The organism is Enterovibrio gelatinilyticus (assembly GCF_028683095.1).
GTDB lineage: Bacteria > Pseudomonadota > Gammaproteobacteria > Enterobacterales > Vibrionaceae > Enterovibrio > Enterovibrio gelatinilyticus.
This window is the reverse complement of the sequence record NZ_JAJUBC010000019.1, coordinates 95,135-111,726: the sequence shown is the minus strand read 5'-3', so window position 1 is coordinate 111,726 and position 16,592 is coordinate 95,135. Positions and strand designations below refer to the sequence as shown.

The 16,592-nt window shown below is 47.1% G+C and carries 13 protein-coding genes; 4 read left to right on the top strand and 9 right to left on the bottom strand.

What is annotated here, in order from left to right:
• Together LRP50_RS16335 and LRP50_RS16330 are read right to left on the bottom strand one after the other, a co-directional pair.
• A partial coding sequence (locus LRP50_RS16335) for a hypothetical protein (RefSeq protein ID WP_274165527.1) occupies positions 1 to 716 on the bottom strand: 716 nt, incomplete at its 3' end.
• 410 nt (positions 717 to 1,126) lie between these two features.
• Complete coding sequence (locus LRP50_RS16330; protein ID WP_274165526.1) at positions 1,127 to 1,849, bottom strand: class I SAM-dependent methyltransferase; 723 nt, start codon at positions 1,847 to 1,849, stop codon at positions 1,127 to 1,129.
• A gap of 969 nt (positions 1,850 to 2,818) precedes the next feature.
• Here LRP50_RS16330 and LRP50_RS16325 point away from each other — a divergent pair.
• The 3 genes from LRP50_RS16325 (at position 2,819) to LRP50_RS16315 (ending at position 6,129) form a co-directional block, all read left to right on the top strand.
• Complete coding sequence (locus tag LRP50_RS16325; RefSeq protein ID WP_274165525.1) at positions 2,819 to 4,051, top strand: DEAD/DEAH box helicase; 1,233 nt, start codon at positions 2,819 to 2,821, stop codon at positions 4,049 to 4,051.
• A 124-nt stretch (positions 4,052 to 4,175) separates the two neighbouring features.
• Entirely contained in the window at positions 4,176 to 5,051 is an 876-nt protein-coding gene (locus tag LRP50_RS16320; RefSeq protein WP_274165524.1) for an AraC family transcriptional regulator, read from the top strand.
• Positions 5,052 to 5,316: 265 nt separating this feature from the next.
• On the top strand, positions 5,317 to 6,129 hold the full coding sequence (locus tag LRP50_RS16315; protein ID WP_274165532.1) for a nuclear transport factor 2 family protein: 813 nt from the start codon (positions 5,317 to 5,319) through the stop codon (positions 6,127 to 6,129).
• A 348-nt stretch (positions 6,130 to 6,477) separates the two neighbouring features.
• Here the strand turns inward: LRP50_RS16315 and LRP50_RS16310 are convergent, their stop codons facing one another.
• The 3 genes from LRP50_RS16310 to LRP50_RS16300 form a co-directional block, all read right to left on the bottom strand.
• Positions 6,478 to 8,622 (bottom strand): TRAP transporter permease, encoded by a 2,145-nt coding sequence (locus LRP50_RS16310; RefSeq protein WP_274165523.1) that lies wholly within the window; start codon positions 8,620 to 8,622, stop codon positions 6,478 to 6,480.
• Between the two features lie 146 nt (positions 8,623 to 8,768).
• Positions 8,769 to 9,779, bottom strand: coding sequence for a TAXI family TRAP transporter solute-binding subunit (locus LRP50_RS16305; RefSeq protein WP_274165522.1), 1,011 nt, complete (start codon positions 9,777 to 9,779; stop codon positions 8,769 to 8,771).
• 266 nt (positions 9,780 to 10,045) lie between these two features.
• On the bottom strand, positions 10,046 to 11,398 hold the full coding sequence (locus tag LRP50_RS16300) for a sigma-54-dependent transcriptional regulator (RefSeq protein WP_274165521.1): 1,353 nt from the start codon (positions 11,396 to 11,398) through the stop codon (positions 10,046 to 10,048).
• 237 nt (positions 11,399 to 11,635) lie between these two features.
• Between LRP50_RS16300 and LRP50_RS16295 the strand changes: the two genes are divergently transcribed.
• Positions 11,636 to 13,687 carry a sensor histidine kinase gene (locus LRP50_RS16295; RefSeq protein ID WP_274165520.1) on the top strand — a complete coding sequence of 684 codons (2,052 nt, stop codon included), beginning with the start codon at positions 11,636 to 11,638 and terminating at the stop codon, positions 13,685 to 13,687.
• A 22-nt stretch (positions 13,688 to 13,709) separates the two neighbouring features.
• Here the strand turns inward: LRP50_RS16295 and LRP50_RS16290 are convergent, their stop codons facing one another.
• From LRP50_RS16290 to LRP50_RS16275, 4 genes are all read right to left on the bottom strand, one after another.
• Entirely contained in the window at positions 13,710 to 14,054 is a 345-nt protein-coding gene (locus LRP50_RS16290; protein ID WP_274165531.1) for a metalloregulator ArsR/SmtB family transcription factor, read from the bottom strand.
• A gap of 187 nt (positions 14,055 to 14,241) precedes the next feature.
• A complete protein-coding gene (locus LRP50_RS16285; protein WP_420791231.1) occupies positions 14,242 to 14,469 on the bottom strand; it encodes a glutaredoxin family protein in 228 nt (75 codons plus the stop codon).
• 97 nt (positions 14,470 to 14,566) lie between these two features.
• Entirely contained in the window at positions 14,567 to 15,337 is a 771-nt protein-coding gene (locus LRP50_RS16280; protein WP_274165518.1) for an adenine nucleotide alpha hydrolase family protein, read from the bottom strand.
• Positions 15,327 to 16,589 (bottom strand): electron transfer flavoprotein subunit alpha/FixB family protein, encoded by a 1,263-nt coding sequence (locus LRP50_RS16275; RefSeq protein WP_274165517.1) that lies wholly within the window; start codon positions 16,587 to 16,589, stop codon positions 15,327 to 15,329. Before LRP50_RS16275 ends, LRP50_RS16280 begins: the two co-directional genes overlap by 11 nt.
• Positions 16,590 to 16,592: the final 3 nt, after the last annotated feature.

Genomic DNA, 16,592 nt, shown 5'->3' with positions numbered 1-16,592 from the left:
AGTTCTTCCGATCCCGTAGTTTTCGTGCCATTTAATTGTGTTGTTTCAAACGTCTCTTTAAGCGTGATGCCATTTCCAACACCCAGATGCTGTGTAAACACAGTGGTAGACTGAACACCTTCCGAGCTAGTCACATCGAAGGTCAGTAACATCACGCACGCTTCGAACGTTCCCGCGGGCACAGTAACCTCTTCGCTACGCAGAAATTCCATGCTGTAATCCATCGTGTCGGTTTGCACATTATTCACAAATTGCGTCACCGTTGAATAGGTTTTCTTCTCACCCCTATCCAAGGCGTAATCGATCATCAAGCCGCTAGGACGATAAGTGTATTCCTCATTGTCCTCCACCTGCCCAATCGTGGTGATCGTGCCGGCACTGGTGTCTACAACAATATAGGTTCGGTTATCAGTACTTTCACCGTCTTGAGTCGTTTCTTCAATGGCATTGGCGTAGCCACGATAGGTTGTTATCTGAGTGATTTCAGTGGTGCTCGATTCCGTCACTGGTTGAGAGTTGCCTACAACCGCTGAATACTCTTCGGTTACCTTTGTTCCAACGGCATACAAATCTTTGTTGAAGCAAGCAGACGAATTTGAAACTTGCCCGGTTGGGGTATCTTCAGTATTTGTACCACTGCCCGAGTCAGAACCACCTCCTCCGCCACAACCTGAAAGAACTAGCGCAATACTCACGCCTAATAAATACAACTTCATACTTCCCTCTCCAACTTATATCTATCATTGTTCACTTTGCCGCTATTTAACAATCAGCGTGTTTGCCATCGTTCAAAATTGAAAGTCTTCAATTTATGCGGAGTCTATCGTTCAGGTATAAAGGATGTTGATCTGAAAACGAGACGAGAGAGCAAAAATACATAAGCAATGCATATGCATGTAAGGGGGTATGGAAAAATGCTAGAGGATTCGAGAAATGAAGATAGTTATCATTCGTAACTATACCCAAACAATCTGCAGATGCTCGATTTCAGAAGCCATCAATGTGTTCAATTCAAGGCCAATTCTTGTAGGAAGAATCATTCAATTTCAGAGGAATTTAACGACGAAGTGAGCGCACTAACCGCCTAAACACGAGCTAACCGCCTAGTAGAGAAAACGGTTTCTTGTCAAAATTTAGCGTGTTTCTGCGCGCCTTTATAATGCGTAATGATTTCTTCATCACCCACAGCGGCATTTGCCTTAGACCCAAGAAAAAACACGCCATTGGCAGCATCAATGTTATAACTTTCGGGGATCAGTCGATCAAGTAGCATCAACCAACACAAGCAAAGTTTTACAACCTTCCCTACCAAACGCGAACGAAATAACCCTCGAAAAAAGCCTTCAAACGCCCATAGTAATTGGGTTCCAGCTCCAGAGTTCACGCCAGATTTCACCAAGCCAAATTGTTTGAATAACAGTCGATGTCCACTTTCAGTAAAGCGTGTGAAATCATACGCACCTTCGTGTACATGTTGAAGAAACGGGGTTTCTGCATACACTAAACCATCAGGTTTAAGTAGCCGATGCACTTCATCAACTACGCCTTTAGGATCCAGTACGTGCTCAAGCACCGCCTGAACGATCACCGCATCGAAGCAGTTGTCTTCCAGCGGGACACTATGCGCATCGGCAATAAATTGAACATGTTTGGAGGCGTATATGTCGAACGAAACCAACTCAATGTTTTGGTCTTCATAGAAAGGAGTCATACCTTGACCGATCGTTCCTCCCCCTATGATGAGTACTCGAGGCTTTTCATGTTCATTGAACAAACGAGCAAGGATCAGCGCGACATTTTCGCGAGTGACACGATCTGATGGTGACACCAGCCACTTAATAGCTTTCATCACTCCACCATATGCCCGCCTTTGAACCATTGGTAGAGACCAATTTTGCGACGCCATCCCTTTTGAGCATTGATTAAATACAAGAGCAGAATGAGAGTGCTCAGGCGTTCTCTGAATTGAACGACTATTAGGCTTCAATGGATTGATTTCAAAGTCAACACTATCAGAATCACCGTCGCCGTGCTTACAACGCAACAAAGCAGAAACGTCTTTTCGATCGAGTAACATTGCTTATCTCACCGTAGCCTTAACATCATCTAATCGACATTTAATTTCTTGTAAAGGATGCGACAAAAACATTCCTCATCAGAAATATCGAACCAATATAACGGAACAACCATATACACATAAATTCCAACAATCCATTGGTCAAATGAATTTAATGAAAAATTAAGACTTATAGACCAGAAAATATTCTAATTATAGATTCCACCATCCAATATGAAATCAATCCTCCACCACTATAATGAATCAATTAATTGGCTTAAAAACAATGAATAACGCCAATATTGGCAATCATGTTTGACGAAAAAACATAGTAAATCATATCAAGTTAACAACAAATCTAAACCACACCTCTCGCTCACGAAGTTCTGACAATAAATTGACAAAACTCGCAAGTGGATTTCTATAAATTAAATATTTAAACAACAAAAATGCCTCCCTTTTAAGACACGAGATCGTAGAATAAATAAACTCACTTACAGTTCATTTAGTATCTTCTTATATTCTACACTGCTCAATTTTTGTACTTTCCAGCATCTTGTAACTTTATTGGCCTCTTAAAAAAAACCTCACTTCCCAATAAAAAACCAATTCCGAAGCTATCCCAAAATGCCTAAAAACACATAGCAACTCCCTGTCTTGGGTGAGGCAAATCATTCGCGACTTTGAAGCATTTCTCCGCGCTGCACATTTCAAGGCAATCTGGTACACTCACGCTCCTTTTTCTTGGCCGAATGCAAAATCATGTCTAACACCGTGTTTTCACAACTTCACCCTACATTGCAGCAAACACTCGTCCGTCTTGGTTACACTGAGCCGACAGAGATCCAGCAGCAAGCCATCCCAAAGGTGTTGGCGGGGTTTGATGTCATGGGTGCAGCGCAAACAGGCACAGGAAAAACCGCCGCGTTTACTTTGCCGCTTATCCATCAATTGCTTGAGCAAGGTATAAAAGGAGCAACCCGAGTATTGGTGGTGACTCCAACGCGAGAACTGGCCCAGCAGGTCTATGACAAGGTCGTCGAATACAGCCAAGATACGTCGCTCAAATGTGTCGCACTATATGGTGGTGCCAATATCAACCCACAGAAAAGTCAGCTTCAAAAAGGCCCAGAGATCGTCGTAGGTACGCCTGGTCGTCTTTTAGACCACCTACATATTGGCACGCTGAACCTTTCAAACCTCGACACCTTGGTGTTAGACGAAGCAGACCGCATGCTCGACATGGGGTTCATTTCAGACATCAAACGCTTGATGAAGAAAATGCCCAAAGAGCGACAAACCCTTTTCTTCTCTGCGACGTACCCTAAACAAGTCATGGATTTGGCTTACCGCTTGTTGAATGAACCCGTGCGTATCGAAGTGTCTACCTCAAATAGCACTGCGGATACCGTGAACCAATTGGTTCACCCCGTCGATAAGAAACGTAAACGAGAATTACTGTCTTATTTGATTGGTAGCCGAAACCTGCAGCAGGTTTTAGTGTTTGCCAAAACTCGCCAAACCACAGAAGCCTTAGCTAACGAGCTAAAGCTTGATGGATTAGCCGCTGAAGCTATTCATGGCGAGAAAACCCAAGGTGCAAGAAACCGCGCCTTAGAAGGCTTTAAAGAAGGTAAAATACGCGTGCTGGTTGCCACCGATGTGGCGGCACGTGGTTTGGATATTCCTTCCCTTGATACCGTGTTTAACTATGAACTGCCACACGCACCTGAAGACTACATCCATCGTATTGGACGAACAGGTCGTGCCGGGAAAAGCGGCAACGCCATTTCACTGGTAAGTCGTGAAGAAGAAGGCATGCTCACCGCTATTGAAACCTTGATTGACCAACGCTTGCCGCAAGAGTGGCTAGCAGGGTTTGAGCCCGATTTGAATGCGGAAATTGAGCACCGCGAGAAGCGTGGTGGCAGAGGGGGCGATAAGCGTCGACTCAAACATCAATTGCTAAAAAAATCTGGTGCGAAAAAACGCTAATTAAAAATACACTTGGGCGCACTCGCGCCCTATGCCCTCTCAGGCTGTGCACACCGATGAATTACTCTCGTCATTGATAATCCGCTACACTCACAAAGAAAATTCAATAAAACGAACACGCCTTATGCACATCCCATATATCCACTTTAACCTTAAAAAGACCCACCAAGCAGAGCTTGAAATCATCGATCTTTCTGAGGTTAACCGCCGAAATCACACCACACACTCTCCAAGCCAGCCACATCGCGTCACTTTCTTTATGCTGATATTCATTGAGCAAGGCAGCGGATATCATTGGGTCGATTTCAAGCAGCATTCATTTCAGGCAGGTTCCGTTATTTTCGTGCAACGAGAACAAGTCCACGCCTTTGACTTTTCCAATAACCCGCAAGGCAAGATACTGATGTTCACCCAAGCATTCTTGGACAAAGTGCATGACAATATGCGATTGCCCAGCTACACGCCCACACACCTCAACAACCACTACTCACCGCTATTGACGCTTGATGTCAATAACCAGTCTCGCACCCGGTCTTTACTCAATGAAATGCAAACTGAGCTTCAGTGTCACGATGCTGACCCTTTGATTGTCATGTACTTGTTCTCTGCGCTTAGTTTGCTGCACCGCCGATTAAAGCGTGTTGCCGAAGTCGACAATCTTTCTCCCTCGCAAAGCCGTATGTTGTCGAAGTTCATGGCATTGCTTCAAGTAAACTTTGAACGCGTGCGTGATGCAAATTGGTACGCCAGTCAACTCGCCACGACATACAAGACCCTCAATCGCGTGACCAAAATTGCCACATCTCTGACAGCCAAACAAATGATTGATAGTTACACCATCATCGAGATCAAGCGTCGACTGGTCGTCAGTAAAGTCACTACCCAACAAATCGCCCTCGATTTTGGTTTTGAAGACCCAAGTAACTTCGTTAAATACTTCAAGAAAGAAACCAACATGACCCCTAGCTTATTCAGAAATCACCATAGTCAAATGAGCTAGTCACTCTGCTTCACAACGCCCCTATATACACATTCAGTCCTAATTTAATTTAACTAATCCCTGATACTGCTTTCGCAGACGGCAATGAACAATCCGCATCCTCTCGCGCATCGGGTTCGATATTCACCATTTTTCTGCCTAGATCCACTCTGCCCGCACTAGCGTTAAAACCCTATTCTTGCCTCAACGCCACGATTCATTAAAGGACGAGACAATGAACAACCAAAACAACAACACAATTCGCATGGCAGCTGCAGCGGGTGTCATGAGCATGGCAGCATGCAGCGCGACGACATCAGAAGTGACGCTTTCAAACAAAGATAAAGCTGTTGCACTCATCAGTAGCATCGAAACGGGTGACCATGGCCCAATCGCATATATCAATTCAGATAAATACATCCAGCACAATTTAGCGGCTGCCGATGGTCTTGAAGGGTTTGGTGAGTTAATGGCGATGTTACCGGAGGGCAGCGCTAAAGCTGACGTTAAGCGCGCATTTCAAGATGGAGACTTTACCGTCACACACACAGAATATGATTTCTTTGGCCCAAAAGTTGGCTTTGATGTATTCCGCTTCGAAAACGGTCAAATCGTCGAACATTGGGATAACCTTCAAGCCATTGCGCCTGCTAATCCAAGTGGACGCACGCAATTAGATGGCCCTACGCAAGTCACGGACCTCGACAAAACAGATGCAAACAAAGCGATTGTCGCTGACTTTGTGAAAACCATTTTGATGGAAGGCAATATGGCCCGAATCAATGATTTTATCGACAACGAAGACTCTGCGTACTTGCAACACAATCCGATGGTGGCAGACGGTCTTAGCGGCCTAGGCGTAGCATTAAAGCAATTGGCCGAACAAGGCATGCCAATGGTGTACAGCACCAATCATAAAATCTTAGGCGAAGGCAACTTCGTGCTGGCGATTAGCGAAGGGATTTTCCTGAAACAAGATGTCGCTTTTTATGATCTTTTCCGCTTAGACAACGGCAAAATCGTGGAACATTGGGATGTAATTGAAAACATTCCACCCCGTAGTGAATGGAAAAACGACAACGGTAAGTTTGGCTTTTAATCAATGATCGAAATGTGGTGGTAACATGATCATTCACGCTCGGGGCGATGGTTCATTCATCGACCCGAGCGTGCATGAAGAAGAGTAACAAGCGCTGAACCAATAGTTTGATGAGAAGCAATGGTTTGATGAGAAGCGCAAGAAGCTGCGCATTAGCGACGAAGCAAAATCACGAGAAACTTTTGGCTGCCCCTCATCCTTGTCACATCCATTTTGACCACGATCCGGCGAAATACTGTATCTTCATATTTAGTCACTATGCGGGTTAAATACGTTCTATCCCCGCTGGCGCTGCCAAAACAGCGCCCGCGGGACAAATCTACCCCTTACACAAAAAAGAGCTTGTTGCTATTTTTCATCCTGAACAGCATGTGTTGATACCTCCCCTTTACTGTCTGCTTTATCTACCGCACGGCTATACGCAAAAATCGCCGCAAAGATCCCACATGCAAGCAACCGAAGTCCGATGGGCAGGCTTGGCCACAACAAAAGCACACAGGTGCCAAGAAGAACCAATCGCAAAACGACGTTAAGTTGACCTTCAAGATAGCCTTCCATTGCCCCAATCATTGCGTACGTGCCGACGATGGCGAACACCCCCACCAACAACACATCGCTGATGTTCCAGCTGATCAATTGGGTGTACGCAATGAGTATCGGTACCAGATACAAGCCTTTTGCGATTTTCCACGCGGTCATGCCCGTCAACATGGGCGGCGTTCGTGCAATTGTCGCGGCAGCAAAGGCCGTTAAACAAACAGGCGGCGTGACATTACTGTCTTGCGACAACCAGAAAATGATCAAATGGGCCGAAAGCAGCGCGAGACCCACGGTTTCCACACCCAAACTTTGTTCAAGTAAGGTTTCTTTAAAATCCGCAGGGACGAGCGACAACATCTCTTTCGCCATTTCCAGCGTCATTGGTGCGTTGAGTAACGACAGTTTTTCAGGTGCAGCGAGCATGAAAATCGCCTTTGCTTGCTCAGGTAACTGGCCTGCCACCATTAAGTCCAGCAACTGATTTTCTGCCAGCAAGGTAAAGAGCGCAGGGGCTGACAACGTCCCTAACACAATGTACGCCGCCGTGACTGGCAAACCCATACCCAAGATTAGCGACGCCAGTGCAATAAGAACCAGCATGATCAGCAGATCACCGTTTGCCCAGCCATCAATCATGAGGGAGAAGGTGTTACCAATGCCCGTCGTGCTGATCACATTCACAACCAGCCCAATCCCCACCAACAGTACCGCTGTTGGAGCCATGTTCCTGGCGCCAAGTGCTAAGGCTTCCAACACGGCTTTAGGTCCCATCTTGTGGTCTTTCGACAGCCAACTAGCGGCAATCACCGAAAGTATTGAAATTCCCGCGGCATAAGTGGGAGTGAAACCCTCAATCAACAGGGTCACCAGCACCGCAATCGGGATCAAGTTGTGCCAACCTGAGATGAGTACTTTCATGATGGAATCTTCGCCAGACACCACCTTTTGCACCTTGCTACGTTTCGCTTCAATCCGCACAAAAAAGCCGACTGAGAGAAAATAAATCAAAGCAGGAACAAGCGAGACGGCGATAATATCAACGTAAGGAATTTGGGTATAAGAGGCCATGATGAACGCCCCTGCGCCCATGACAGGTGGCATTAATTGCCCCCCAGTTGACGCTGCCGCTTCGACACCGGCCGCGAAACGCGAGGGGAAGCCTGCTTTTTGCATCAACGGGATGGTAATCACCCCTGTTGAAACCGTATTCGCCACACTTGATCCGGACACAGAGCCCATCAACCCTGATCCTAATACTGCGATGAAACCTGGCCCGCCAATCACTTTTCCTGCCGCTGCCCGCGCAATGTTAACAATGAAGTCGCCCACGCCAGAGCGCACTAAGAATGCCCCAAACAAGATGAACATGAACACATAACTCCAGCTAATTCGAGAGATAGGACCAAACATCCCTTCCGACGAATAGAAGCTTCGGTAAAGCAAGGTTTCCATGCTCAAGCCCGGAAAGTGAAAGATCCCCGTCATCCACTTGCCCCAAAAAACCACATAGCTCAGGCAGATAACAATCAACACGGGGATAAACCAGCCCATGGTGCGTCTGACCAATTCCATCGCAATGACGATGGCGACAACCGCGAAGAACCAATCACTGGCGATGAATTTCACGCCACGCTCATAGAGCGCATCCTCAGCGAATGGAATATAGATAAGGCAGGCGACCGCCGCCAAGGCGAGCCAAATGTCCACCACCAACGCAATCTTATTTCGCTTCAAAGAGGCATGCGCGGGATACCAAAGAAAACAGATCACCGCAAAACCCGCAAAATGGGTGGCGGAAACCCAAAGTTCAGACCACGTCGATAATGTATTAAACCAAATGTGTACCGTTGACATGAGCACCGCTAACACGGTGATCAATGTATTCACCCAGGGAAAACTGGTGCGCGTCGGTAATTCGAACTTTTCCAAGTCCTTTTTTACTGATTCGCTCATGAGTCGCTCCTATCCCTCCATTTAGAGAGACATTTTTGATGACCGCCCATAGACCGCAACCTCAAAGAAACGGCGAAACAGGCGTGTAACAATTAACAATGCGTTTTATCGCGAGAAAAATGCCCCATTTTTAGGGGCAAGATGCGTTAGTTGATGAGCAGTGAATCTGGGATAGTCACACCGACTTCTTGGTAGAAACGCGCAGCACCGGAGTGCAACGGTACAGGTAGCCCAGCAATCGCTTTTTCAATCGCCATGGCTTTCGTCGCTTTGTGAATACCTTGAAGAAAAGGGAGGTTTTCATAGATAGCTTTGGTTAGCTGATACACATCTTCCTCTGTCACATCGCTGCGTACAGCAAGGAAATTGGGCTGAGCAATCGTCGTCACAGGTTTATCAAGCCCTGGATACGTGTTCGCTGGGATCTCATAGCTGGTCCAAAGATTGTATTCCCCATTCGCTTGTTTGATTTGCTCATCGGTAAACGACAGGATTTTGATGTCATCACCCATGGCGGCAAATGCTTGTGTCACCGCCCCAACAGGCACACCCGCAGGGGTATTCATGCCATCAATGGTCCCATTTTGAAGGGCATTAGCACTGGCGCCGTAACCCATGTAAGCGAGGTTAAAATCGTTTGGATCAACAGATACCCCCTTCATGATTTGGCGACCAGAATTCTCTGTGCCTGAGTTCTTTTTACCAATCGAAAACTTTTTATCAACAAGGTTAGCGAGATCTGACACTGTGCCCGTTTCAGCCAGATCAGAACGTACAATAAAATGCTCTACGTTTTGCCAAAGCATCGAAACCGCGCGTAAATCCTGTTGTTTTACGCCCTTGTAAGGACCACCGCCCCCCCACGCCCATGCGCCATAAAGCCCCTGTAAAATGGCAAATTGCGCTTCGTTTTCGTTCAAGAGTTTTACGTTCTCGCCCGAACCGGCAGAGCTAATCGCAGATAAAGAAAAGTGATATTTCGGGCCCAACTTCACTTTGCTTAGTGTGGCCAACGCGACGCCAACAGGGTAATACGTTCCTCCGGTGGATGCCGTCGCCAAAATGTAGCTGCGCTCTTCCGCCGCAGACGCGAGTGATACACTGCCTAATGTCGCCATAACCAGCGTCACGGTGGTTGCTATCGTCTTAATTGTCATCCCTGTACTCCTACTGCTTTTGATGCTGTTAACGAAATGTTAATCACGCAAACTAATAGCAAGCACAGTGCCAATACTTAATGCTTTGTTTTAAAACAAAATTATATTTTTATCATTGTGGGATGAGCAAAATCATGCTGATTCGTACGAATTACTATCGGCAAAATATTGCTCATGGTTTTGGGAAAGGAGCCTGATGGATAGCGGGGTTATCATGAGTGCATAGCACTCATACATTACGGAATGAGCAAAAATCTGCCGATAACTTAATCTTTGAAATCCGCTCTATTTAGGCCAAATTTCTGCATTTTTTGGTTCAACGTGCGACGCGGAAGATCGAGTTCTTCCATCACCTCATGAATACGCCCTTGGTGTCGCTTCAAGGCTTCACTCAGGACTTTTCGTTCAAAGTTATCCAACTGCACTGCGAGAGGCACCCCTTTCGTACTCAGTTCGATCGTCGAAGTTGGCCGCATGGATAAAATCTCGATCGCGGAAACTGAACTGTCTAACGCATAGCGAACAGCAATATTGCGAAGCTCCCTGACATTCCCTGGCCATGAGTATGACAACATGCCTTTTCGATCAGCGTCACTTAGCATGCGCGTATTGGCATTCGCTTGTTGAGAGAAATGCTCAAACAACATCAGGATATCTTCGCTTCGATCGCGAAGTGGAGGAATAGAGATTTGCGCCACATTCAACCGATAGAAAAGATCTTGCCGAAATGATGGATGGGCCAGCAAATCTTCCTTCGCCGCAGCGATCACACGCAGATCGATGTGTATAGGTTGATTTCCTCCGACACGCTCCACCGTGTTTTCCTGCAAGCTCCGCAATACTTTGACTTGCATCGCTGCTGGCATGCTTTCAATCTCATCAAGGAAAAGCGTGCCTTTGTCAGCATATTCGAGTTTACCTATGCGACGTTTAGACGCGCCTGTAAACGCCCCAACTTCATGCCCAAACAGCTCACTTTCAAAAAGGTTCTCAGGCACGGCACCACAGTTGATAGGAACAAATCGGCGTTGTCGGCGTTCACTTTCGTTGTGCAGACTATTTGCAACCAACTCTTTCCCGCACCCTGTTTCGCCATAAATAATGACATTGGTATCGATTTTCGCGACGTGTGCAATTTGCTCACGCAAGTGGCACATAACATCACTTTGTCCAATCAACACCTTTTCCAACCCAGAAATACGAGCCAGATATTCCCCTCTCAAGTGGGTGGATGTTTGCGCCCTAAAATGCTCAACCGCTTGCTCAACCCGCTTAGACAATCGATCAGGTTTAAAGGGTTTTTCAATAAAATCAAACGCGCCTAAATGCAACGCTTTGACCGCCATATCCACATCACCGTGACCGGTAATAATCAGCACAGGCGCATCAATTTGGTTCGACTTAAATTGTTCTAGCAATGAAATTCCATCAATGTCGGGCAATCTCACGTCACTGATGATCGCATCAAACGCACCCGCGCGAATTTTAGCGAGAGCGGTATACCCAGTAGCAAATTCTTCAACCATAAAACCGGCTAACTGAAGCCACTGTGACGTTGCTTGTCGCACAATTTCATCGTCTTCGATTAGCGCTATCCGTGCGTCTTGTGTGTTTTCCATGTATTAACCACTACTGAAATATCTTTGTCTCGCCCCATCAAACCTCACGTTAAACATGGGAGGAAAACCGTGTATATCGATAAGTAACCATCACGCTTTCATTATCTTTTGGCAAGCAATGCTGTCTTAAGATGGCTTAAATATATACTGTAATGCTCGCAAAGGGATAAGTCAGCGGAACCTGAGACATTCAAAGAGCGATTAAGTAGTCAGAAGATGGGAGGCGGGAAACGACATATGGATCGTAAATGGATTTTGGTTTCTGTAGCCACATTACTCGTCTTTGCATTCTATTGGGGAAGCAAAGAAATAGCCCACCAATGGCTCACCCAACAAGCACAGGTCAACGCGCAACAAAGCTTACTTAACTCGATAGGTGAAATGCGGCACGCCCTGCGTCGCTTCTATCATTTGCCGTATCTCATCAATAACAATCCTGATGCCGTGTCTCTGGTTGTCGGACGATTAGAGCAATCGGATGACGTTGAGCAATCCCTTAGTCAACTGGATAAAGCTGCCAATACCGAAGGGTGGTACCTGTTATCAGACAAAGGGAGATTGGTGGCGTCCAGCATTGCCGGCGACCACATTAGTAACGCCGACTTACAAACCATTGTTGCTGATATCCACCGACTTGGCGAAGGCACATCCCTCGTACTTAAAACCAAAGGTGAGCGCCCTTTTTACTATCTCTCCGCGCCGATATTTGAGCATTTAGCCATCGTCGGTATTGTGGTGGTTCAACTGGATCTTCGCCTATTAACCGATCAATGGCTCACCAGTTCGGACCTCATCCTACTACGTGATCCCAATGGGAAATTCTTCCTCTCAAGCAGCGATACATACAGCGCAGATTGGCTAAATGACGCTGACAATCCGGTTAAAATCACCAACAAAACACTCCTACAGGGCGAGTCACTCACCCTTTGGAACATGGACAATAAACACTACTTTTCTCAGACAATCCGACTTGATGATGTCAAATGGTTACTCACCTACCTTTCTCCCACCACGCCCGTTGATAGAACGTCTGCAACGATTGGATTAAGTGCCTCCATGGTTTTCTTGCTGCTGTTTCTGACGGGCGTCATTGGGTATCAACGTCATCAAAAACTTCTTTCTCAACAACGTATACAAGCCTTAATCAAAGAGTCAGAGCAGAAGCTCAACCAAATGATTAATAAGACGCAAGTGGGTTTGATATTGTTCGATCAACAAGGAGGCATTGTTGACATTAATGCCATGGCGATTGAGCAATTCGCGATTGAAGAAGGTTCTTTTGCAGACATCAGCCTGCACCAGTTACTCGAGCAGGACAAGGATGCGCAATCACCCCTGTTTCTCGAATCACCAGTCAAAGCCGAAAAAACTATCGTGGAAATGAGCGCCGTTGAAAAAGTGGCCATTCGTCGAGATCATTCAGCCTTTCCTGTTTTGTTTTCACTCACATCATTCCCTTTTCACGGTACGCAGTATTATCTCGCTACCGTGCTAGACATTAGTAAACGTAAGAAAGCGGAACACGCGCTCTACGAAGCCAACATGCAGCTTGCACAGCGTGTTGAAGAGCGGACGTCAGAATTACGTGAGGCGCAAGCCCGTCTTATTGAGTCGAGCAAAATGGCAGCACTCGGCAGAATGTCGAGCGCTATTGTCCATGAACTCAATCAACCACTAACTGGCCTAAGAACACTCACTACATCCAATGCCCTGCTCTCTGAACGAGGGGAAATGGCGATGGTGTCAGCCAATAACGAGCTGATCGAAACCTTGATCGATAGAATGGTCGACATGGCGACACAACTCAAAACTTTCGCTTACAGCAAACCCGAAAGGTTACAGGCCGTCTCTTTTACAGAAGGGTTGCAGGAAGTCTTGCGGATCTATCAACAGCAATTATTAGAGATCGACGTCAGAGTGCGTCTTCCGTCAGGATTACCAAAGATAGAGGCGGAAGAACAAAGATTACGTCAGGTATTGGGCAACCTCATTTCTAATGCCGTTGATGCCCTAGAGCATACTCCGCAGCCACGACTCACCATCTCCGTCACACCGACAGAATCCTCGTTGGAGGTTAAAATATCTGATAATGGGTGTGGCATTGATAATGATGCGCTTTCTACCATCTTTGAGCCTTTTACAACCAACAAGAGAATAGGGAAAGGCTTAGGATTGGGGCTATCGATTGTTGCCAACAACATGAGAGACATGGGTGGGGATGTTCAGGCCAATACCAATCAAAAAGGCGGAATGACATTTGTATTGCGGTTTACATTGATAAGTCCCTAGCGGTCTATCCGATAACTAGCAACTAGCAGCAGGTTGACGCACGCTCTGGGCGATCTCCCATCCCACAAAGCTTGTTCATGTTGCCTTGAATAAACGCAGCATGGGACGCTAAAGTTAATACCAATACGCTTTTTATCCATTCTGGTAATTCAGGGCGAATACGATAGAAAACCCAATGCCCTTGCCTGCGATCACTCAGCAATCCGCATTTTCGCAACTGCGCAAGATGCCGAGAGACCTTTGGCTGACTCTCATCCAGTGCTGTCATTAATTCGCACACACACAGTTCACCTTCTTGCTGGAGTAACAACAAGGTTTTCAGACGCGTCTCATCCGCCAAGCATTTATAGAAAGTCACCGGAGAAATTGATATTTCTGGCAGACATTCTGAAGGCTTTGATTGAGAGTGAGCTGTGTTTAAGAACGAAGATTCCGAGGCCATAGGTATCCGAATAGAAGGGCGAAAGTGCATATCATTAAGAGTACTTTATATATGAATTTCCATATGTAAAGTGACGATTGCATTGCGGTGGGTCATTGCGTTCAAAATGGGTTTACGATTTGAGGGCTTGTTCGACAGCTTTTGGGGTAAACCCATGCAGCACTTTGTCGCCGATTTTGAGCACAGGAACACCACGCGCGCCCAAGGCTGCATGCTCTTTCTTTCCACGAGGAGTGCCTATATCACACTCTCTGTATGTGATTTTTTTACTATCAAAAAACTGCTTTGCCGCGTTGCAATGCGCACATTGTCGGCTGGTATAGATGGTAATGCGCTTCACGCTGCCTCCTTCAATCATGCAGCCAAGCACCCATGAAGGTGCTGGACTTCGGAGCACAAAGTTTAATGAATTTCAGCGGAGAACACGACGGTTTATTCTAAACTCCCTTCTCTTTGAGCAATTGAATAATCGCGTTAGCAGCCTCTTCTGCGGATGGATTGTGAAGAATCTGGCCGCCCGTTGAAGCAGGCGCTGCGGTTGCCGCACGGAATCGATCTCGGCTCGATGAAGCTGCCGCGACGGTTTTTACACGTTTGGCGCGTTTTTTCGCCACCTGCCAGTGCCAACCGCTCAACTCCTTGTCCTCAGTTTCAGCCACACTCAGTGAATGAATCACGCCATCTCTTGCCTTGGTAAAAGCGCTTTGTCTGGCTACAGCGGCGGAGGCACTAGCAACTAACACGGCGGGGAGTTTTACGTGTAACCGACGGCGCTGCCCTCCCGCCAATGCTTGAAGCACCTCAACCGACTCCGCATCTTGGGCAAGAATATCTACCACATCGGGCACGACTGCCGCGTTCAAACGTTTCCCCACCAAATACGGCACCATGCCTGACGATTCACCTTGTTCTGCGCGATGTCCGCATAGTACTAAGCGCGGTGACTTTTGATGTACGTAACTGGCAAGCGCCACACTCACATCCGCTTCTGATGTTTGCGTCAGTACGTCTATTTCAGGCACGCCCATGCCCAAATAGTCGCGCAATGCCGAGCATTCAGGAGCACCCGCAAACACCACACGTGGCGAAGCCGTATGTTGCAGCGCGATTTCGAGCGCTTTTGCATCTCGTTCTGCGCGGCGCTCTCTGCCAGAAAGTGGATGGTGTCCGCAAGAGACTAACACCATGATGTCATCATTAACTTGCATCACTGAGCTCCTTGCTGGTTGTCGCACCTTGAGTTGCATCCACGAGGGCTTGCATCACTTCAGAGCTGTCCGCAATGATGCTGAGATCAGCGCGTTTCACCATGTCACAGGCAGGGTCTGCGTTTATCGCGATGACCGTATCGCACTGCGTCATCCCTTGAAGGTGCTGGATCGCACCAGAAATGCCAACGGCGATATACACCTTGGCATTAACGTAAGTGCCTGATGCACCGACTTGTGTTGTTCTCGGCATGTGTCCGTTGTCCACCGCAACGCGGCTTGCACCTTCTGTCGCGCCTAGTGCGTCTGCACATTGATGGAATAAAGACCAATTTCGCACACCATTGCCACCAGAAAGAATAAAGCCAGTTTCCGGTAATGGGATGTTTTTAGGGTCGACCGCCACGCTGCCCGCATCTTCAATGGCACATGTCGGGTTGGTATTGAGTGAAGCATCGATTAATGATTCGTCTAATGGCGAGGCATCAGTAAGATAACCAGAAATAGGGTCAGCGACTTGCTCTTCCACCAGCAACACGCGAGTTAGTTGCCGTGTCACGGTTCGGCTTGCATCGCCGCTGCTGCACTCAATTTGAACATCATCTGCGTTAAGATCAACGACACTTCTTACCCGCGCAGCGGGTCTTTCATTGATGTCGACACTTAGCTTTCTGCCTAAATCACCGCCCACTAAGCCTGAATCGGGGAAAATCCAGTGAACAGGCTCAAGGGACGACTCCAGCGAAAGCAACGCAGAAAGCCATTGCTCAGGGGAATAAGTAGCCGATGCATTGAGCGCCAATACGCGATCAGCACCCGCTGCGGCAAAATCATCGTGTCGCGCGAAAACAGTAACCAGCAAGACTGCCGTATCTTCACTATGCCGTGCTGCCAATTGCTGCGCCAAACCCAACATGTCTTTGTCGAGCGTTGACAGTTTTTCGCTGTCACCATCAGACACTACCACCACATAACCCGAAGGCGTCGCGATGTGTTTTCTTGGCAAGGTTTGCTCTACAGCTTTTGCTGCACCTCCTGCCGCTGCTGACATCTCTCCTGAACGGTCTATCCGCTTAATGCCTTCTGGGGTTAGAAAGCCAACATGGTGCGGGTCTTTTCGATTTGTGCCGCCCAGCATGATGTTTTGAGACGCCATTAACGCTGCATGCTCTGGGTGCAGGCGATTTCGAATAATTAGCTCTTTTCTCCGATCTCGACGCAGCAATGTGTCTTGTTTTGCTTCATCTGTCATGGT